This window comes from Microcoleus sp. FACHB-831, assembly GCF_014695585.1.
Classification (GTDB): domain Bacteria; phylum Cyanobacteriota; class Cyanobacteriia; order Cyanobacteriales; family FACHB-T130; genus FACHB-831.
The window spans coordinates 80,698-100,110 of record NZ_JACJON010000025.1; the positions used below are offsets into that span (position 1 = coordinate 80,698).

Here is a 19,413-nt window from a genome sequence, read left to right on the forward strand (position 1 = left end):
CTATTTATATTGCCAGGACTCTTCTAAAATTATCGTGTCAATCCAAAATTTGACTAACTAATGGCTCGTACCCCCACTTTATCCTTTGACCGGGGCACTTTAATTTTGCATCCGCCACCCAGAGGCAAAGCTTGGGTGGAATACGCTACTTGGGATGACAGGGTAGAAAAATTCCGCATTCTGGCTATTCACTATCGCCAACTGGTGGAAGCACTGCAAGCAGAAGAAACAAATTTTATAGACGAGGCGAAGGCATTTCAACCGCTGGAACTTGTCCCTAGTTTGGAAATGGAACCTTACCCACATCAAAGCGAGGCGCTGCTAGCTTGGAAGCAGGCGCGAAGGCAAGGGGTTGTCGTGTTACCAACTGCGGCGGGTAAGACTTATCTAGCACAATTGGCTATGCAATCGACTCCCCGCAGTACCCTGATTGTAGTTCCAACTCTAGATTTGATGCATCAGTGGTACGCTCATCTTAAGGCGGCTTTTCCTGATGCTGATGTGGGTTTGTTGGGAGGCGGTTCGTGGGATAAAACGCAAATTCTTATCGCTACTTATGATAGTGCGGCAATTCATGCAGAAACTTTAGGCAACCGCTACGCTTTGGTAGTTTTTGATGAGTGCCATCATTTACCTACTGATTTTAATCGCGTTATTGCTGAATATGCGATCGCTCCCTATCGTCTCGGTTTAAGTGCTACGCCGGAACGTTCTGATGGCAAGCATGCTGACTTAGATACTTTAATTGGTTCTACAGTTTATAGTAAGACGGCTGAGGAATTAGCAGGAAAGGCGCTAGCCCAGCATGAGATAGTTCAAATTAAAGTTAAACTATCGCAACAAGAGCGCGATCGCTATGCGGAATTAATTAAACAGCGCAACGATTTTTTGAGACTATCTAATATTACTTTAGGCAGCATTCAAGGTTGGCAGATGTTTGTCCAAGCAAGTGCGCGATCGCCCGCGGGACGTAGAGCTATGTTAGCGCATCGAGAAGCTAAGGCGATCGCCCTCGGTACAGATGGCAAACTTCGCATTCTTGCTGACATTCTCAGCCAACATTCCCCCGAACGCACCCTTATCTTTACCGCCGATAACGCAACAGTCTACCGCATTTCTCAAGATTTACTAATACCAGCAATTACTCATCAAACTCCAGTTAAAGAACGTCACGAAATACTAACTCGATTTCGTGAAGGTGAATATAAAACTCTAATCGCCTCCCACGTTCTTAATGAAGGTGTTGATGTACCAGATGCTAGAGTTGCTATTCTGCTATCAGGTACTGGTTCCCAGCGCGAGTTTATTCAGCGTTTAGGTAGAGTCCTCCGCCAAGGTAAGGATAAAGATAAGTATGCGATTCTCTACGAAGTGATAGCCGAGGATACGAGTGAGGAAGGTACTTCTGTGCGGCGGCGTGGGTTGGAGAAGAAAAGCGAACCCACTTCGCGCACGACGCGCCAGGGAAGAGAGGAGGAGAAAGAACGTCAGTTAGAGATTATTCCCTCTCCACCAAAGCCAAATCGCAAGTCTAAAAATCCTCCCAAGCCTATTTACGAGTTTCCTAGTAATACTAAACGCGCTGCTGAGTCGCCTGCAAAATGGCGAGGGGATGATGAGGATATTCCTGAAGATCGCTCGCATTAGCTAAATTGGCAGTTTTACAGGGTAAAACTGCCAAAAACTAAATTCTGCCCTATTTTAGGGTTAAGCAGTAAACACCACTCTAAAATCCCAACTTGAGAGCCTAGCTTCCTCCAGCAATATCTGTAATAAAAGTTAATTAATTAGCAACCTTAATATTAAGAAATATTGTTTAAGTAATATTGCGTATATTCACTATTAAAGTTACAAATATACAAAGTTGAACCCTGTGTAAAGTTACGATAAAAGTAAGATGGGCTTTAGTCAAGTGTGTGTAAAAATTACGATATTTTGCTAAAGCAATGAAAATTTATTAGTATTAAATGTACTATTACTGATAGTAGAGACCAAAAAGTTTTGAGAAACGATTTTGGATATTCGCTGTTATCAAAAGCGATCGCATTAGTAGGTGTGTCTCACAGTTGCCCTTATGGGGTATATAAATACGGCCTTGCTAAATAATGCTGAGGCTGTACAAAGCAGAGCATTTCAGCCAAAAATTTGGAGGATATAAAGTATGTTAGTATCGCTTGGTTGCTCGGTTGTGGTTTTTTACCTGAGTATGATGATAGTTGCCAATTTTGGCGATATGGGGATGTAATTCCAGGTGAATCACTTGTGTCTGAAGGGACTTAGGCATAAATTGCGGACAATTATCTATGCGTAAGTCCCGAACGAGGAAAAAGCCAAGAATTTAAGAGAGAACCTTTTCTTTTGGCTGTTCTCGCTGGAATCTAGGCTTCCTAATTTTTTTCTTACCTTTAGGGAATCCAGGTAATTCGTGGAACAAGGTATAGAAACAGGGAATAATAAACAGAGCTAGTACTGTTGCTACCGACATACCAAAAAACACTACGATTCCTAGCGGTTGCAAGAACTCCGAACCTTCGCCAAGTCCTAACGCTAGAGGGAATAAGCCTAAAACCGTAGTGATGGTAGTCATCATAATCGGTCGCAGGCGTTGGGGAGCCGCTTTGAGAATAGCGGTTTTGCGGTCAACTTCCTCGCGTTCGCGGATTTGGTTGGCGAGTTCTATCATAATGATGGCGATATTAACTACAATCCCCACCAGCAGTACGGCACCTACTAGAACGGTTGCGCCAATAGCTGTCTTAGTGATGTAAAGCCCAAAAATTCCCCCAGCCAATGCTAACGGGACGGTGAGAATAATTACGAGTGGGTCAATTACAGAGTTGTATTGTAAAGCCATCACCACAAATACTAGGAAGGCTGATAATCCTCCTAACACCTTGAGGGAGTCTTGCAATTGTTTATTCGTTTGGGCGGCAGCACTGGGAAGGATGCTAACGCCTTGAGGCAATTTAACTTCAGCTAACACTTGGTTAACCTGTGTAAGGGCATCGCTAAGGTTGGCTCCCTTGTTCAAATTACCAGCGATCAAGAAAACGGTTCGCTGGTTAATGCGCTGCACTTCGCCTGGGGCTTGACCCTCATTAATGCTAGCGACATCAGCTAAACGAATCGAGCGATTATTGTTGGTAAATATGGGTAGTTGCTTTAATTGAGAAGCCCGCGATCGCGATTCTTCATCCAATTGCACTCGCACATCAATTAAGCGTTCTCCCCTTTGCAACTGTGTCGGTACGGAACCCTCAATCGCTGTTTTGACCGTATCGCCAATATCTTGAGTATTCAATCCAAACTCAGAAAGGCGTTCCCAATCAGGTCTAATTTGTACTTCTGGTTGCCTCTGATCGGCATCAGGTCGGAAACTGGCGCTTGGAACTTTCTCCTCTAACGCAGCCAAGATTTGCCTTCCCGCTTGTTGCAGCGTCTTCTCGTCATTGCCTTGCAGGATGATATCAACATCAGCCCCCCGCACTGGGGAGTTTGTAAGGATAATCCCCCGCACCTGACCAGGATTTAGCCGCAGACGAATTCCAGCGAGGTTGAGGGTGTCAAGTTCTTTAGTAACCCGTTGCACGTAAGATTGGACATCAGTACCTTGCTTGAGGTTAATTGTGCTGGAAGCACGCAGCGGGTTAGAAGTGGTAGCGCTACCGAATAGAAAACCTCCAGCCGTTGTAAATACCGATTCTGTTTCTGGCTGTTTGATGAGGATTTCGTCAACAATTTTCATTACTTGACGGTTGGTATCCACGCTGATGCCGGGAGGAAATTGGGCAATCAGGTTTGCTTGACCCGTGTTGATGCGGGGGAGAATTTCTTGAGGAATTTGACCAACCATCCACAGACTGCCACCACCGAGAATTAACAGCGCCGCAGCGATCGCAATTATCCTAAAACGCAGTACAAAGGCTAACGTGCGGGTGTAACTGCCAGTCCCCGCCTCAAACATTTGGTTAAATTTCCGCAGCAGCCAAAAATTACCTATTCCACTCGACCAACGAATAGCCAGCAAGCGAGAAGTTAACATCGGCACAATTGTCAGCGCCACTAACAAAGAAGCTGCAACTGCAAAACAGATTGTGAGAATTAATTCATTAAATAAGAGGGAGAAAAAACCACCAATCAGCACGAATGGCAGGACTGATACTAAGTTAGCGCCCGTCGAAGCAACCATCGCGCCTTCCACTTCCTGACCGCTGGTAATAGACTGGTCGATCATCTCCTTTGTAGTCTGCGGTCGCTGGCGATGGTTTCCTGGTGTCATGCCAGCACCTTCGGCTATGTTCTCCAAGATGACTACGCTGGTGTCAATTGCTTGACCAATTCCCAATGTTAGACCTGCCAAACTGAAGACATTGAGTGAGAAGCCAGAAAACTTCATCAAAATCAAAGCGGTCAAAGTACAAAGGGGAATAGTCAGGGAGATGATGAAAGTTTGCCGCAGCGAACCTAGAAAGAAGAGTACGGCGATCGCAGCTAATAATGCTCCAGAAACCCCCGAACTAATAACATCGTTTACAGAATTACGAATAAACCGCGATTCGTCTGAAGTTGCAACCAGTTTCATATCTTCGGGAATCACTCCCGACTGCTTCAGTTGCTCGATCCGGTTTTTAACACCTTCCACCACACTGATGGTATTTGCATCCGGCTGTTTCTGAACGCTGAGTTTAACCGCCTGTTCCCCGTTGAGTGACACGAAGACTCGCTGATTTTCCGTGCCATCTATTATTTCAGCTACATCTCGCAGGTATATGCGGCGCTGCGGCCCCCCTGTACTCCCCGTTTGGGAGGAGGAAGAAGATGCCCCCTCTTGGGCAGGGGAAGGCGAAGAAGCGACGGTAAGGGAGATATTACGAATTTCTTCTGCATTCCTCAAGCGTCCCACCGTGCGGGTTAGCGGTTCTGATTCGTTACCTTGCAGGCGACCGCCCGAAATGTCTTGGTTACGTTCTCTCAACGCATTCAACACATCTGTTAAACCTATGCCCAATGCTTGCAAGCGCCTCAAGTCAATTTCAACTTGCACTTCTTCTCGCAAACCACCTGCAACATCGACAGAGGCGACACCTGGAACCACGCCGAGTTCGCGGGATAGTTCTTCATCGGCAAATACGCGCAAATCTACATCTTTCAAGGAGGCAGATTGTAGCGCTACTTCGTAGACGGGTAACTGCGAGGGGTCTACTTTAAAAAGGCGCGGCTCTTCGACGATATCGGGGAGGTTGGCTCTAGCACGGTTAAATGCGGCGGTGGCATCGTTTAGTGCTTGGTCGATGTCGCCCCCTGGTTCAAAGAATAAGTCTAAACTGACTTGTCCTTCGCGGGTTTGAGAATAAACTTGAACAACTCCCTCGGTTGCGCTTAAGGCTTCTTCCAATGGTCTGGTAACTTCATCAACTGCTACCTCTGGGGAGACTCCAGGAGCATTGACGCGCACGCCGATGCGGGGATAGGTGATGGAGGGTAGCAAATCTACTTGGAGTTGTGTGAGGAAGAAGATACCCAGCACCAAAACGGTGAGGGTAAGCATGAGCGTACCGACGTGACGGCGAATAGCGATCGCGCTTAAGCTAAACCCAGATGTCTGCATCACTGCTGTCCCTTTTGCTGGTTTTGCTGATTTTGTCTATTTGTTTGCGAGAGAACGCTCACTCGGACTTGTTCTCCATCTTTGAGGGGTTTGCCACTGCGAGTAACAAATCTTTCACCGGGCTGTAACCCTGATAATACTTCTACTTTGCCAGACACGCGCTCGCCAACGGTCACTTGCCGTGCTGCCACTTTAGCTTCTTTCCCTTCACCCGTCACTACGAAAACCACAGAAGGTTCTGGGGTTTGGGTTTTGGGGCTTGGAGATTCCGGACTCCTGACTCCGGCCTCCTGACTCCTCTTCTCCCCCGCTTCTTGCAACGCCGTTTGCGGTATTATTACGCGGGGCGCTTCTGTGGTTGCAAAGCTAACTCGCGCAAACAGTCCGCTGCCAATTCGCCCGTTACTGTTGGGAATTGTAACTTCTACGGGAATTTGACGAGCTGTTGCATCGGCTGCTGGGTTAATGCTAGTCACTTGGCCGGTAAAAGTCTGATTTTCAAAAGCGTCTAACCGCACTTGTACCGCTTGCCCGATTCGCACATCAGACAATTCCAACTCAGAAACAGGAACCTTTACTTTGACGCGGCTAAAGTCTCCTAGCTTTAATATTTCACCTCCAGGTTGCACTAAGTTGCCCGGTTCGGTAATTTTCTGCGTGACAACGCCATTAATGGGGGAACTAATCAACGAGTATGACTTACGCTCCAGACTTTGGGCAATAGCTGCCTGTTGCGCCGCAACCCTTGCTTGTGCGGCGGCGACTGCTTGCTGTTCGGTACGGATTTGTTCTTCAGCTGCTCGCAGAGTTTGTTGGGCTGTTCTGGCGGCTGTTTCGGCTAGTTCTGCGTCTTGCTTTGCTATAGCACCTTGTTGAAAAAGTTGAGTCCGCCTAGCTGCGTCTCGCTGTGCTTGCTGAAATTCCAGGCGTGCTTCTTCGGCTTTCGCCCGCGCATTGCTAACCTGGGTTTGGGCGCGTGCTACTTCCGATTTACGACTTTCTAGTTCGGCTTGCGCTTCGGTGACAGCTGTCTGCAACAAGGCATTATCTAGTTGGGCGAGTATTTGCCCTCTAGTAACTTTTTCGCCGACATCAGTATTCAACTTTAGCAAGCGTCCTTCGACTTGGGAACGGACGGACACTGCCCGCGCTGGTTCAGTATTGCCGACGAATTCTATCTTTTCTTGTAGCAACCCAGTACTAGCGATCGCTACATCTACCGCAGTTAGTCCTCCACCTGCTTGCCCTCTGGCGGCTTTAGATTGCGCCTCGGCTTCGGCTTTGGGAACAACGTCACACCCGCTCAAGGCGAGCAGGCACAAAGCAACGGCCAAATAATGAACTTTCACTGTTTATTTTTAATTTTAGAATTGACTTATTACAAAGCTTAATATTTATCATTATAGAGCGATCGCTCCACCTGTAATATCTGTCTCCCGTAGTAAGTCACCATTATCCAAATGGTCTCCCCAGAGCAATTTATATCTGCCTCTACATTCTGCTTGCGACTTAAACTTTAAGCTAATGGTTCAATTAATTGAAAAAAATTTATGTAAGGGCGATAATTAGCCCTTTTTAAGAGGCTTTAGCTATCAGACAAGGAATTTATTGCCTGACCTGGTGCCAGCGCAGGCGCTGGTTTGAGCAGATATCGTGTTGGGAATTTTGCATTCAGGCCAAAAGCCCAGCCCAATTCCTTGCTAGAAACATACAGAAAAGAAATTATGTAACTATAAATACTTTTATCCAGCCTTGATTAATTTTATAATTACAAAGAATATTAATAATATTCTTTGTAATTATTATTTAGTTTGTTACCTTTTTCAAATACGAATCCGTAGTGATTTTTAAGATAAATAAAAAACTAATTTTAATTTGTTATCTGCCTTTTTTATATTATTGCTTAAGCTAAGTAAGCTTAAAATTTCATATTTTTATTGTCAGTATGAAAGCCTATCATTAGGAGTATAAATAATTCTTATAACGTTTTAATTCATAGCCTTAATTGTTTCCAATCAGCTAATACTGTTAAATTTCCAGCTACCCTATAAACTTTTTTAGCCAGCAACCGATAAAACAGATGCAAAGTCATTGGCTGGGTTTGTTTGCAAAACTGAAAGCCCTAAGCCTTGACTAAACCTGGAGATACACCCTCGTGTTGCTTGAGAGACAGCTTAAAGATTGAGCGATCGCGGATAATTATAGCAAACGTAATAGCACACCCAAGTATCTACATAACCTACCAATCAATTCGAGAATTAGATATTTCAGCATTGGCAGATCTGGCAATAGGTCTGCAAATTTGGGGGTATTGGGTAAATATGCCTAATTAATACCTAATTTACCTATACAGCTAACAGTTTTCGTTTATTTTTGCTTCCTAGCTTAGCGGAGTCCCGCCGCTTTATCAAAAACTTACAACAAAATATATCTGTAGACATACCTCTCTAGAGGAGTAGCATATTTTTAACTAGCCAGAGTTTAACTTTAGACGTACATCTTTCTTTATCAAAACTTCACTTTGGGTATAAACCTTTATAAAATCTTTGCATTTTAATTTGGAGAGGTCTAAACCCAATAACAGCAAGTGGGCAAACCAATGTTAAAAAGTAAGCTTCCCGAAAAATCGCATATGAGAGTATTGCTTTTTGCTTATGCCTGTGAGCCTCATTGCGGTTCCGAAGCAGGAATAGGCTGGAACTGGGCATGGAATCTAGCGGAATTGGGTCACGAAGTTTGGGTATTGACTCGATTTGATGGCAAGAATGCAATTGAACGGGAACTGGCATCGAACCCGATGCCCAATCTACACATTATTTATGTTGATGTTCCTAATTGGATAAAGCGTTACGTTAGAGGCCGCTTCATTGAACTCTACGCATATTACGCACACTATTTGGGATGGCAGAAAGCAGCTTACGATATGGCATTGAGCCTAGATCGAAAATATGATTTGGATCTCGTCCATCATGTAAGTTGGAGTGGGTTAAACACTGGCTCTTGGCTTTCTAAGTTCAATAAACCATTTATTTTTGGGCCAATTGGCGGCGGCCAAATCGCTCCTTCAGGTTTCAAAAAATACTTCCTGAACAATTGGAAGCATGAATTTATACGCTCTTCTATGGTGAAGCTGATAACATTAAACCGCTTCGTGTGCAACACTGTTAGGCGGGCTGATTTAGTATTGGCAACAAACCGCGACACGTTGAATCTAACCAAGGAACTTGGGGCAAAGCGGGTAGAAATGTTTCTGGATGTTGGTATACCGGAAGACTATTTTCCCGAGCAACCTCCAATCCGGCCAAGTTCGGAAGAGTTGCGGCTGATTTGGGTTGGTGGTATATACCCAAGAAAGGGTTTACGTCTTGCCCTCGAAGCTCTTTCCCAAGTTAAGGATATAGTTCCTTTTAAAATGACCATTTTAGGTGGTGGTCAGTTAAGCGATTGCGTACCTGGCTGGATAGAAGAATTTGGGTTAGAAGATCGCGTTATATATCGCGGTAGAGTCTCCTGGATGGAAGTAAAGCAGGAATATCTAAACAGCGATGCTTTCCTGTTTACGAGTTTACGCGATTCTTTTGGTATGCAATTAATCGAGGCAATGGGCTTGGCGCTACCAATAATCACGCTAGATCATCATGGAGCAAAAGATTTTGTTCCCCAGAAAGCTGGAATTAAAGTTCCTGTGACAAGTCCTACTGAGGTAGTAAAGGGGCTGGCTCAAGCAATCCAATATATGTTTGAACATCCCCAAGAACGTTTACAAATGGGTCGAGTTGGCTATGAGTTCGCCAAGACGGAAAGCTGGAAACAGAAAGCGATAAGAATGTCTCAGTTGTATAAGAAAGTTGTAGTTGGGGAACAGGTGACTGCACGAGAACCAGGGAAAGTACCGCAACTCAGCAATACATTGGCAGCTGCCGATGCGGCTCAATAGGCTATCCACTTGTAGCTAATGAAGAATACTGTTTTAGCCTGTAAAATTCAGTATCTCTTGCTTGCATATGCTGTGTAAGCACTAATTACCTAAACCCTTAGATTGCAAAAATTCACGCGCTACGTCTTCTACCTTGCGAAACTCACCAACTACCTGAAAGTTTAAACGTTGCATTTCTTTTTCAGAAATTAATCCCCCCAGTTGCTCGAATACTTGGCGTAGCTGGGGGTATTTTTTCAATATTTCTTGACGAACTATAGGTGCAGCTTCGTAGGGGGGAAAATATTTTTTGTCATCTTTTAACACCACTAGATTGAGTTTTTCAATCAATCCATCCGTTGAATTTCCTGCCACCATATCGACTTTATTTTCAGCTAACGCCCGATACATTAGCCCTAAATTCATAGGTTGGGGTGGTTTTCCAAACTGGAAGCCATAAGCCTTGACTAAACCGGGAAAGCCATCTTCGCGTTCGATAAATTCATAGCCAACACCAGCTTGCCATTGCGGGGTATATTTTGCAGCTTGGGATAGAGTTTGTATATTGAGCGATCGCGCATCGCTACCGCGTATAATCATTGCAAAGGTATTTTCAAAACCTAATGGTTTTGTCACCTCAAGTTTGAACTTATCGGCATATTGTTGTTTAACTTGTCGATAAACTTCTTTAGCATCAGTAATTGGTTTTTCTTTCAAAATAGCAGTGAAAGAAGTACCAGTATATTCAACATAAGCGTCAACCTTACCAGCTACGATAGATTGGTGGCAAAGGGAACCCGCTAAACCGAGGCTGCGGTTTACTTTTAACTTAGTTGTCGCTTCGATGTGCTGCGATAGAAGTTCTCCAAGGATGAGTTGCTCGGTAAAGTTTTTCGAGCATATAATAATATCGCCGCTGCCAGCTTGTTGTGTAGTTTGGCAGGATGCGATCGCTACTGTCAATAGTAAACTAAAAAAGAATACGCCCAAAGCGCGAGAATGATGTTTTGCCCTAGCTATTTGATTTTTGTATATCTGCTCATATTTTAATAAAAACGAACCTACCCCCCGCAGAGAATGCAGAGAGAAAAAAATAGGAAAGGCAAAAAACAATAAGAAATTTTTCCCGGTATGATTTTTTATGTTTGGCTTATTCATTTGCGGTTTTTCCTAAGTCCAATTGGTGTGAGGGAATTTTCAAGCAAACCAATACCGAAATCTGCAAGTAAAGCCATCACCGCCGCAGGTACTGCACCAGCAAGAATTAGCTGATTGTTCACCGTCTCCACGCCCCTAAAAATTAGCACGCCCAATCCACCAGCGCCAATTTCAGCTGCAATTGTAGCAACGCCAATTCCAATAACTGCTGCTACACGCACCCCACCCAGAATAACTCCCAAGGCGAGAGGCATTTCAACTTGAAATAACAACTCATTATCTGTCATGCCCATACCGCGCCCAGCTTCGCGGATAGATGGTTCAACCCCAGAAATGCCAAGGTAGGTATTGCGAATAATCGGCAGCAAGGAATATAAAGTCAGGGCGATAATAGCTGGTGTATTGCCAATTCCTCCCAGAAAAGGTACAGAAATTAGAAAGCCCAATAGCGCCAAGCTGGGAATAGTTTGCACGATATTTGCAAAACCCAAAATACCCTTAGTTAGTCGCGGTTGGCGGGTAATTACAATGCCAAGAGGAATCCCTATAAGGGTGGCAATACCAATAGAAATCAACACCAGCAGCAAGTGTTCTAAACTGCGCCCTGCTATTTCCGGGGCATAGCGAAATAAGAAAAAATCATTCATGTAAAACTATGAATTAGGAATTTTGAAGGATGAATATTGAGCGAGATATGGTATAGCTTATTTACAATATCATAATTTTTATTAAGGAACCGCGAAGAAAGAAGAACGCGAAGAAAGAAAGGAGAAGAAAGAGGTAGTTTTGTAGCAGGAATAAAGTAAGCTTGTTAGTCGTGTAATTTATTTAAATTCATAATTTCTCGTCTGTAGGCATTGTAGGAAAGCACGCGCTTCTGGTTCTTGAGATTGCAAAAATTCATCGGGCGTCCCTAAAAAGATTAACTTTCCGTCATGCATTAAGCCAATTCTCGATGCTAAATTCAAGGCTTCTTGAATATCATGGGTAACAAAAATCACGGTTTTACCTAATTCTTCTTGCAAGCGGCGAAACTCGCGTTGAATGTCGAGGCGGGTGATGGGATCTAGTGCCCCAAAAGGTTCATCCATTAACATAATAGGAGGGTCGGCTGCTAGTGCGCGGGCAACACCAACTCGCTGCCGTTGTCCGCCAGAAAGTTCGTGCGGATATCTCTGTGCAAATTGCTCTGGATTTAAGCCTACTAGCTGTAGAAGTTCATAAACGCGGGTTTTAATCTGCAAAGGTTTCCAACCTTCTAGTGCTGGCACTATTCCCACATTGCGTTCAATAGTGAAATGGGGAAACAAGCCAATTTCTTGAATAACATAACCAATCCGCCGCCGCAATTCGATGGGGTTCCATTGAATAGTTGATTTTCCTGCAACTTTTACCTCCCCACCAGTTGGTGTTAGCAGGCGATTTATTAATTTCATTGTTGTTGTCTTGCCGCTACCGCTACGCCCTAGCAATATCAGCGCTTCTCCCTGTCGAACTGTGAAATTTAAACCTGAAACTAAGGGGCGATTGTTTGGATTATATCTAAGTTCAACGTTACTAAATTCGACAGCAATTTGATTATCCTGCGGCATAATTTACTCTTCTCTTCCTTCTCTTCTCTGCTTCCTATTGGCGGGGCGGGTTCGTTCTTCTCTCTCCTTTCCTATCGGCGGGGCGGTTCATTTCTACCTTAAACTTAACGAGATATTGGGTATTAGACAAAAATATGTTACCGACAGACTTGTTAATTCACCGACAAACTGGAGAAGCGATCGCACCTAAACGACTAGATATAGATGATAAGATGCGTGCGATCGCCACTCAACTCATCACCTGTTTCCAAGAATGCCTCGGCAATACCCAAGGCGAACTAGACCGCCAACTCTTAGAATTAGAAGGCGACAGTCCCGATTATCGCCTCAAACGGGGACTCGCCCACATCCTCAAAGGCTTATCTACGTTTGAAATCGTCAGTCCCCTAGAACCGCCAGATTTGCGAAAACGAGTTTTTGCTTTATCTGCTGAGTCTGTTCCCAGTACCCGTGCATCTATTGCAACTCTCGATAAGTTAGCAATGCAACTAACTGAGGAACTAAATCGCGAAGTTTTGCCAGTAGAAATTCGCACTGGGCTATATGCAGATTTAGCCGAGAATCGCATACTGACGCAATTTGATATACCGACGCCGGAAGAGTTATTGCATAGATACAACTTGGCGCAAGTACAAGGCGTTTTTTACCGCGCCAGCAGCATCACTCTTAACGCACATCGCAACGTGCCGGGGGAGTACAAACTTTTATTTCGCTATCTCAAACTGTTTCAGTTGATGGCGTATATCGAAGGCGACGCAGATCACGGGTTCACTATTACTGTAGATGGCCCGACGAGTTTGTTTAAGGCTAGCACGCGATATGGATTGGCGATCGCCAAACTCCTCCCAGCTTTATTGCACGTCACTAAATGGAGTCTCAGTGCAACCTTACATTGGAAAGACGAGTACGCGAAAACCTATAAAAACGGACGCTTCACCCTCAACTCAGAGTGCGGCTTGGTGTCTCACTACCCACCAGGTAAACCTTACGACAGCATGCTAGAGGCGTCTTTTGCCGATAGGTGGGATTCGCTGAAAAGCGAGTGGGTGTTAGAACGCGAAGTTGACCTTATCCCAATTCCAGGCAGCGTGATGATTCCCGACTTTCGCCTGGTACATCCCGATGGTCGCAACTTCCTGTTAGAGATTGTAGGCTACTGGCGACCGGAATACTTGCAAAAGAAGTTTTCCCAGGTGCGACGCGCCGAATGCGACAACCTAATTTTAGCGATTTCCGAGCGCCTAAATCTGGAAAAGGCAGGCGTGAAGGTGAAGGATATACCAGGGCGGCTTATCTGGTTTAAGGATAAACTTTCGCCCAAAGCCGTCCTAGAGGCGCTAGAGCAGCCTTGACAATCGCAGAGTGGTTCAGTATAGTGTACTAGAACAAATGTACTATCCGCTTCAGACGTTCCCTTTCCTACTCTATTTGCAATATTGACAAATTTAGAAATCCGTTTTCTTAAGAGTTAACGGATTTCTGACAGCGTAGCTTTGCCCATTTAAGGAGAATAAGCATGAATAAACTTGCGCCCAAAGACAGTAAAGAGCAGATTATTGCAACGTTTCAGCAACTACTTGCTCAAAAGAAGAAAATAGAGTCTAAGATAGCAACAAAAGAAGAGGAAGCAGAGAAGGCGAAGAATAAGCAAATTCTCGAAACAGCCTCTACATATACTATCGATAGTATTGTTAAAGGTCTGGCTGACTTGCAATTGGAAGTTGGCGGTATTGTAGGCGGATTATCTGAAAAATTAACAGCAGAAGCTAACAAGTTAGACGAACTTAAGCGCGGCATAGAGATTGAAAAGGATCATTTGCAAGAGCTTAAGGAAATCAGGATAGTAGCCGATGCTCTATATATCTTAAATCAAGAACACCAGGAAAATTTAAAGTTTGTTGAGCAAGAAGCAGCCAATCAACGCGAAGCCGTTGATAAAGATATGGCTGATAAGCGCAAACTTTGGCAACGAGAGCAGGCGGAGTATGAAATTGCCATCCGCGAACAAACGGAAGTAACAACAAGAGAACGCCAACAGGAACAAGACGAGCATCGATATAAGTTAGAACGTACTCGCAAAATAGAAGCGGATGAGTACGAAGAGAAGAAGCGGAAATTAGAACGCGAACTGCAAGAAGCCAATCAAGAAAAGGGCAAACAATGGGCAGAACGCGAGAAGATTCTTACAGAGAATCAAGCAAAGTTTGAAGAGAATCAAAAGAAAGTGGAAGCGTTCCCTGCGGAGTTGGAAACAGAAGTTAAGAAAGCCAGGGAAGAGGCAATTAAGGAAGCGACTAATGAAGCTAAGGTGAAGGCTGATTTAGCCGAGAAAGAGTGGGAAGGTACTAAACAGGGTTATGAAATGAGAATTCTATCCCTGGAGGCAACAATTCAGCGACAAGTTGAACAAATTACAGACTTGTCTACACAGTTGCAAGCTGCGATGAAGCAAGCACAATCTTTGGCAATGAGAGCTTTTGAAAGTTCTAATGGAACTTCTCCGGCAAAATCAAATAATTAGAAACGTAGGGTGGGCAATGCCCACCTGACTAGCCTGGGTTACGAAAACGAGAAACTAGAAGTTTATTAGGAGGTTAGTAATGGTAAAAAAACCAGGTGAAAGAGCTACAAAGGCTCAAATATTTGAAGCTTTCGATGAATTAATGGAAGAGAAGAAAGCTGTAGAGACGCAGCTTAAGCAAATACAGAAAGAAGCACAAGCAAAGCCATCTGTCGCAGTTAAAGAAAAGCAACCAGTAGTAGAGGCAACTAAGGTGATGAGCCAGACTCAAATTATTGAGAATAAAATGAATTATACGCTGGAAAGCCTGGCGAAGCTGCAAGCTGGCTTTGGCAGTACTGTCAGCGAGTTATCGGAAAAACTGACATCGGAAGCATCTAAATTACAAGAACTCAGGGGGTTTGTAGCTACTGAAATCCAAGCCTTAAAAGAACTGCACGATTTAGAAGTTGCAGAAGGGATGGTTGATACGCTGATAGAAACTTATGAAACAAGTTCTAAGGCGTTTAAGGAAGAGTTTACCGACAGAAAGGAAACTTTAGAACAACAAACGCAAGATCGCCGCAAGGCTTGGGAGAAGGAGCAGGAAGAACACAAGCGCACGATAAAAGAGCGCAATGATACGCAGGCAAAAACTCGCCAGCGCGATGTTGATGAGTATAAGTATGAGTTGCAACTGACACGCAAATTAGATGCAGATGAATATAGTCAAACGCAAAACGCTTTATATAAGGAACTGGAAGAGTTAAGACAAGCACAAGAGAAAGAATGGACTGAACGAGAGAAAGCGATCGCAGAACGCGAGAAGCAACACGAGGAAGCTAAGACTAAGGTAGAAGCCTTTCCTCAAGAGAAGGAAGCTGCTATTAAGAAAGCGAAGGACGAAGGCAAGGGAATTGGCAATTATAATGCCAAGATTAAGTCGGATATGTTTGCCAAGGAAGTGGAAGGACAAAAGCGGTTGTACGAACAGCGCTTGCAGTCGTTAGAAAATACGATTCAAACTCAGGAATCGCGACTTCAAAATTTAGCGAAGCAATTGGATGCGGCGCAGAAGCAGGTGCAAGATTTGGCGGTGAAGGCGATAGAAGGCGCGGCGAATATGAGTTCGTTGCAGACTTTCAAGGATTTGGCTATGGAGCAAGCAAAGTCTCAAAGTAAGACGAAGTAATTTTGGTGAATTGCCCCTGGTTGGAATAAGGGAGATATTAGAAAAAAGCCTGCGATCGCAGGCTTTTTTTTGGGCATTTTTCCGATTAAAAGCGCGATCGCATTCTGTATTTGCTGGCGGAGTTAGGGGCAATTCATCAACTGCCCCTACAGGTTTATTCAGGGCGATCGCTCGGATGATCTTCCAGAAATTCCCAAGCGAAGATAAGCGCACCAATCAGGAAGCCCAAGTTAGAATTAATCCGTCCCACCAAGATGGGAATAGCAAATTTGATGGTTAGGTTTCTTTGTCTCTTAACTCTTTTGGCGTTGCTAGGAGTTGTCATTGATTTAGCCTCTATTGATGTAGTTTTTAGGACTAAACTCATCAAACTCGGCTGATATATGCGTTTGAGGCTAAATACTATATGCGTTTATATGACTTGTAACTAAGTTGTGGCTAACATTCTAAAAAAGTCGATATATTTGAAAAACCTTCCAATGAGTGGGCTATGTCGCGATCGCTCAAAGTTGCCCCAGAGTTTATTTCCCAAGTTAAGCTAGCGCTTCAGCGTAATCGCTTTCCCAGCCAAAAAGCTCTGGCTGAGGAGTTAGGCTTTGCTTATGCTACTGTCAGCAAGTTCTTTAATGGCAAAGGTATTGATTATCGGAACTTTGTCGAAATTACTCAGAAATTGGGGTTAGACTGGCGAGCGATCGCTCATGTAGAAGAAGATCCACCCACGCCGCCACAACTTAGCCCGCCCCCTGAAACGCCCCAAGATGCTGAACCCCTTCTTGTAGGAACTTCAATCGCGTCTCCCCCCACCGCATCGCCAGCACCGACACGTTACGAGAATTTGGGGCGCAAAGGCGTTAAGCGAGAGGAATTTATTGGTCGTGACGAAAAACTGAAAGAACTGCATAAGTTGTTGCAGCAAAATGCCCAGGTAGCGATCGCAGCCGCCGTTACTGGTATGGGGGGAGTCGGCAAAACTGAACTGGCAATTCAGTATGCACGCGAGAAATTATCCACCTATCAGGGCGGTGTTTGCTGGTTGCCAGCGGGGGATTTTGCACTCAAGCTGGTGGAATTTGCCCGTCCGCGTTTCTTCCCGAATATCAAATTTGAGGGATTCTCACTCTCTGAACAAGTGGCGTATTGCTGGCAGCACTGGGCTGAAGGTGATGTTTTGCTAGTGCTGGATGATGTTACGGAATACAAGCAGCAGGTGCAGCCTTACTTGCCGGAATCGCCCCGGTTTAAAGTGCTGATTACGACGCGGGAACGGTTGGGTAAGCCAATTGTACTTCTAGACTTGGATGTGCTTGCACCAGCCGATGCGCTGAAATTATTAAAATCCCTGTTGGGTAATGAACGGGTTGAACGAGAATTAGATATTGCCGCTGAACTCTGTGAGTGGCTGGGCTATTTACCTTTGGGGTTGGAGTTGGTGGGGCGATATCTAGAGGAGGAGCCGTTATCTTTAGCACAAATGCTAGAACGGTTGAAACAGAAACGGCTCAGACACCCAGCCCTAAACGAAGCCGACACGATGATGACTGCTCAACTCGGTGTGGCAGATGCTTTTGAGTTGAGTTGGGAACGCTTGGATGAAAATGCCCAACAGGTAGGATGTCTGCTCTCGTTGTTTGCCTTAGCTTCCATTCCTTGGGAACTGGTTGAAGGGGTATACCACTCTTTGCGGGGTGATGCGTTCCAATGTGAAGACCTGGAAAAACCTAGAAGGGATTTAATTAAACTGCACTTGCTTAAAATTGATAAAGAAAACTACAGCCTGCATCAGTTAATTAGGGAATTTTTTAAGGAGAAGTTGGAAAAGTTAGAGCAGGCGGATGAAATGAAACAAGCTTTTGTAACGACAATGGCAGCAGTGGCAAAGCAACTTCCTTATCAAGCTAATCGTGATTTAATTGTTGCTTTCAATCACAACGTCCCGCATCTGATAGAAGTGGCTAAACATCTAACTGCGTATCTTAGCGATGACGATTTACCCTCACCTTTTACAGCCTTGGCCAGGTTCTATAGAGATCAAGGATTCTATGATTTAGCAGCACCTTGGCTTGAGGAGCGCCTAGCTGTCACTAAAGACCGCTTCGGCTGCGAGCATCCTTTTGTGGCAGGTTTCGTCAACAATCTAGCTATGCTTTACCAGATTCAATACCGTTACAGCGAGGCGGAAACGTTGTTTGTACAAGCCTTGGAACTAAACAAACGCCTGCTAGGTTATGAGCATAGAGAAGTAGCAAATTGCCTAAATAACCTGGCCGCTCTCTACAAATTGCAAGATCGTTATGAGGAAGCAGAACCGTTGTTTATACAAGCTTTGGAGCTGAATAAACGTCTGCTAGGTGACGAACATCTAGAAGTGGCAAAAAGCCTCAACAATTTGGGAGTATGGTACGATTCTCAAGCTCGCTACATTGAAGCGGAACCATTGTTGGTGCAAGCTTTGGAACTTTTTAAACGTCTGCTAGGTGACGAGCATCGTAATGTAGCAACTTGCCTAAACAATCTAGCTTTCCTATACCAACATAGAGATCGCTACGACGAAGCGGAATCATTCTATTTACAAGCCTTGGAACTTTTTAAACGCCTGCTGGGAGAGGAGCATCCCGATGCAGCAATGAGCCTTAATAATTTGGCAAGGCTATACCAATCTCAAGGAAGGTACAGCAAAGCGCAACCATTGTATGTGCAGGCTTTGACCATTCGCGATCGCCGTTTAGGGTCGGCTCATCCCGATACAATTAATGTTCGGGAAAATTTTGCAAATTTCTTGAGGCAGGCGATTCCGGAAAGCGGTGCTAATTTAGAGCTGTTGCGGGATAATCCTGTGGTTTGTGAAATTTTAGAGGAAGTTTTAGCAGAGGTTAAGTGATCGCAGAATGCAACCAATGATTGAAGCCGATTTGAGGCGGGCGATCGCTTTATTGAATGCGATCGCTTCAAACAATTTAAAATAAAAAAGTTCCTTACAAATCCCAATTATGAATATAAAAGTCGTATTAGAACCCAGTGATGAAGGTGGATATACAGTCTATGTTCCCTCTCTTCCGGGATGTATCAGCGAAGGCGAAAGTATTGACGAAGCATTAGCAAACATCCAAGAAGCTATAGAGATTTACCTTGAGCCAGTAGAAGATGATTTGATTATTGAAGAAGGTGCATTAATTAGGGAATTGGCATTGTGACCATAGTTCCCAGTTTGCCTTATACTCAGGTTATCGCTGCTTTACAAAGGGATGGATGGACGGTTGTCCGCCAGCGCGGTAGCCACATCAGATTGCAAAAGCACATGGTAGATGAAGTATTGAAACTGACGGTTCCTGCTCATCGACCAGTTAAGCGTTCAACTCTAGCTAAGATTTTAAAACAGGCTCGTTTAGATTTAGAGCAATTTTTAGAGTTGCTGTAATTAGAAATGACTGGGTTTGGATGCGATCG

At 44.4% G+C, this 19,413-nt stretch carries 15 protein-coding genes; 9 read left to right on the forward strand and 6 right to left on the reverse strand.

Annotated elements, in window-relative coordinates; genetic code table 11:
- The first annotated feature begins 60 nt into the window (after nt 1-60).
- Nucleotides 61-1,647, forward strand: coding sequence for a DEAD/DEAH box helicase (locus H6F77_RS03830; protein WP_190485521.1), 1,587 nt, complete (start codon nt 61-63; stop codon nt 1,645-1,647).
- Between the two features lie 691 nt (nt 1,648-2,338).
- Here the strand turns inward: H6F77_RS03830 and H6F77_RS03835 are convergent.
- Together H6F77_RS03835 and H6F77_RS03840 are read right to left on the reverse strand one after the other, a co-directional pair.
- A complete protein-coding gene (locus tag H6F77_RS03835) occupies nt 2,339-5,608 on the reverse strand; it encodes an efflux RND transporter permease subunit (protein ID WP_190485523.1) in 3,270 nt (1,089 codons plus the stop codon).
- Nucleotides 5,608-6,957: an efflux RND transporter periplasmic adaptor subunit gene (locus tag H6F77_RS03840; protein ID WP_190485524.1), complete on the reverse strand. Its 1,350-nt coding sequence runs from the start codon at nt 6,955-6,957 to the stop codon at nt 5,608-5,610. Before H6F77_RS03840 ends, H6F77_RS03835 begins: the two co-directional genes overlap by 1 nt.
- Nucleotides 6,958-7,737: 780 nt before the next feature.
- Here H6F77_RS03840 and H6F77_RS03845 point away from each other — a divergent pair.
- Nucleotides 7,738-7,941, forward strand: a complete 204-nt coding sequence (locus H6F77_RS03845; protein WP_190485525.1) for a hypothetical protein — start codon at nt 7,738-7,740, stop codon at nt 7,939-7,941.
- A gap of 299 nt (nt 7,942-8,240) precedes the next feature.
- On the forward strand, nt 8,241-9,545 hold the full coding sequence (locus H6F77_RS03850; protein ID WP_206753442.1) for a glycosyltransferase family 4 protein: 1,305 nt from the start codon (nt 8,241-8,243) through the stop codon (nt 9,543-9,545).
- Nucleotides 9,546-9,626: 81 nt separating this feature from the next.
- Here the strand turns inward: H6F77_RS03850 and H6F77_RS03855 are convergent, their stop codons facing one another.
- The 3 genes from H6F77_RS03855 to H6F77_RS03865 form a co-directional block, all read right to left on the reverse strand.
- Nucleotides 9,627-10,682: a glycine betaine ABC transporter substrate-binding protein gene (locus H6F77_RS03855; RefSeq protein WP_190485531.1), complete on the reverse strand. Its 1,056-nt coding sequence runs from the start codon at nt 10,680-10,682 to the stop codon at nt 9,627-9,629.
- On the reverse strand, nt 10,679-11,329 hold the full coding sequence (locus H6F77_RS03860) for an ABC transporter permease (protein WP_190485533.1): 651 nt from the start codon (nt 11,327-11,329) through the stop codon (nt 10,679-10,681). The genes H6F77_RS03855 and H6F77_RS03860 overlap by 4 nt, the downstream gene beginning before the upstream one ends.
- A 177-nt stretch (nt 11,330-11,506) precedes the next feature.
- The gene (locus tag H6F77_RS03865; protein WP_190485535.1) at nt 11,507-12,274 is read right to left on the reverse strand and encodes an ATP-binding cassette domain-containing protein; all 768 of its coding nucleotides are present in this window, start codon (nt 12,272-12,274) and stop codon (nt 11,507-11,509) included.
- 134 nt (nt 12,275-12,408) lie between these two features.
- Here H6F77_RS03865 and H6F77_RS03870 point away from each other — a divergent pair, with 134 nt between their 5' ends.
- The 3 genes from H6F77_RS03870 to H6F77_RS03880 all read left to right on the forward strand — a co-directional run bounded on the left by H6F77_RS03870 (nt 12,409) and on the right by H6F77_RS03880 (nt 15,966).
- Nucleotides 12,409-13,626 carry a DUF790 family protein gene (locus H6F77_RS03870; RefSeq protein ID WP_190485538.1) on the forward strand — a complete coding sequence of 406 codons (1,218 nt, stop codon included), beginning with the start codon at nt 12,409-12,411 and terminating at the stop codon, nt 13,624-13,626.
- Nucleotides 13,627-13,790: 164 nt separating this feature from the next.
- Nucleotides 13,791-14,795, forward strand: a complete 1,005-nt coding sequence (locus H6F77_RS03875) for a coiled-coil domain-containing protein (protein ID WP_190485540.1) — start codon at nt 13,791-13,793, stop codon at nt 14,793-14,795.
- 79 nt (nt 14,796-14,874) lie between these two features.
- Nucleotides 14,875-15,966, forward strand: a complete 1,092-nt coding sequence (locus H6F77_RS03880) for a coiled-coil domain-containing protein (RefSeq protein WP_190485542.1) — start codon at nt 14,875-14,877, stop codon at nt 15,964-15,966.
- A 154-nt stretch (nt 15,967-16,120) separates the two neighbouring features.
- Here the strand turns inward: H6F77_RS03880 and H6F77_RS03885 are convergent, their stop codons facing one another.
- Nucleotides 16,121-16,291 carry a hypothetical protein gene (locus H6F77_RS03885; protein ID WP_190485544.1) on the reverse strand — a complete coding sequence of 57 codons (171 nt, stop codon included), beginning with the start codon at nt 16,289-16,291 and terminating at the stop codon, nt 16,121-16,123.
- A gap of 165 nt (nt 16,292-16,456) precedes the next feature.
- Between H6F77_RS03885 and H6F77_RS03890 the strand changes: the two genes are divergently transcribed.
- The 3 genes from H6F77_RS03890 to H6F77_RS03900 all read left to right on the forward strand — a co-directional run bounded on the left by H6F77_RS03890 (nt 16,457) and on the right by H6F77_RS03900 (nt 19,384).
- A complete protein-coding gene (locus H6F77_RS03890; protein ID WP_190485546.1) occupies nt 16,457-18,847 on the forward strand; it encodes a tetratricopeptide repeat protein in 2,391 nt (796 codons plus the stop codon).
- Nucleotides 18,848-18,956: 109 nt separating this feature from the next.
- Complete coding sequence (locus tag H6F77_RS03895) at nt 18,957-19,160, forward strand: type II toxin-antitoxin system HicB family antitoxin (RefSeq protein WP_190485549.1); 204 nt, start codon at nt 18,957-18,959, stop codon at nt 19,158-19,160.
- Complete coding sequence (locus H6F77_RS03900) at nt 19,157-19,384, forward strand: type II toxin-antitoxin system HicA family toxin (protein WP_190485550.1); 228 nt, start codon at nt 19,157-19,159, stop codon at nt 19,382-19,384. The genes H6F77_RS03895 and H6F77_RS03900 overlap by 4 nt, the downstream gene beginning before the upstream one ends.
- Nucleotides 19,385-19,413: the final 29 nt, after the last annotated feature.

Excerpts from the sequence above, each read along its gene's own strand:
- H6F77_RS03830 (WP_190485521.1), top strand. The coding sequence starts at position 61 with ATGGCTCGTACCCCCACTTTATCCTTTGACCGGGGCACTTTAATTTTG.
- H6F77_RS03835 (WP_190485523.1), bottom strand. The coding sequence starts at position 5,608 with ATGCAGACATCTGGGTTTAGCTTAAGCGCGATCGCTATTCGCCGTCAC.
- H6F77_RS03850 (WP_206753442.1), top strand. The coding sequence starts at position 8,241 with ATGAGAGTATTGCTTTTTGCTTATGCCTGTGAGCCTCATTGCGGTTCC.
- H6F77_RS03855 (WP_190485531.1), bottom strand. The coding sequence starts at position 10,682 with ATGAATAAGCCAAACATAAAAAATCATACCGGGAAAAATTTCTTATTG.
- H6F77_RS03860 (WP_190485533.1), bottom strand. The coding sequence starts at position 11,329 with ATGAATGATTTTTTCTTATTTCGCTATGCCCCGGAAATAGCAGGGCGC.
- H6F77_RS03865 (WP_190485535.1), bottom strand. The coding sequence starts at position 12,274 with ATGCCGCAGGATAATCAAATTGCTGTCGAATTTAGTAACGTTGAACTT.
- H6F77_RS03870 (WP_190485538.1), top strand. The coding sequence starts at position 12,409 with ATGTTACCGACAGACTTGTTAATTCACCGACAAACTGGAGAAGCGATC.
- H6F77_RS03875 (WP_190485540.1), top strand. The coding sequence starts at position 13,791 with ATGAATAAACTTGCGCCCAAAGACAGTAAAGAGCAGATTATTGCAACG.
- H6F77_RS03880 (WP_190485542.1), top strand. The coding sequence starts at position 14,875 with ATGGTAAAAAAACCAGGTGAAAGAGCTACAAAGGCTCAAATATTTGAA.
- H6F77_RS03885 (WP_190485544.1), bottom strand. The coding sequence starts at position 16,291 with ATGACAACTCCTAGCAACGCCAAAAGAGTTAAGAGACAAAGAAACCTA.
- H6F77_RS03890 (WP_190485546.1), top strand. The coding sequence starts at position 16,457 with ATGTCGCGATCGCTCAAAGTTGCCCCAGAGTTTATTTCCCAAGTTAAG.
- H6F77_RS03895 (WP_190485549.1), top strand. The coding sequence starts at position 18,957 with ATGAATATAAAAGTCGTATTAGAACCCAGTGATGAAGGTGGATATACA.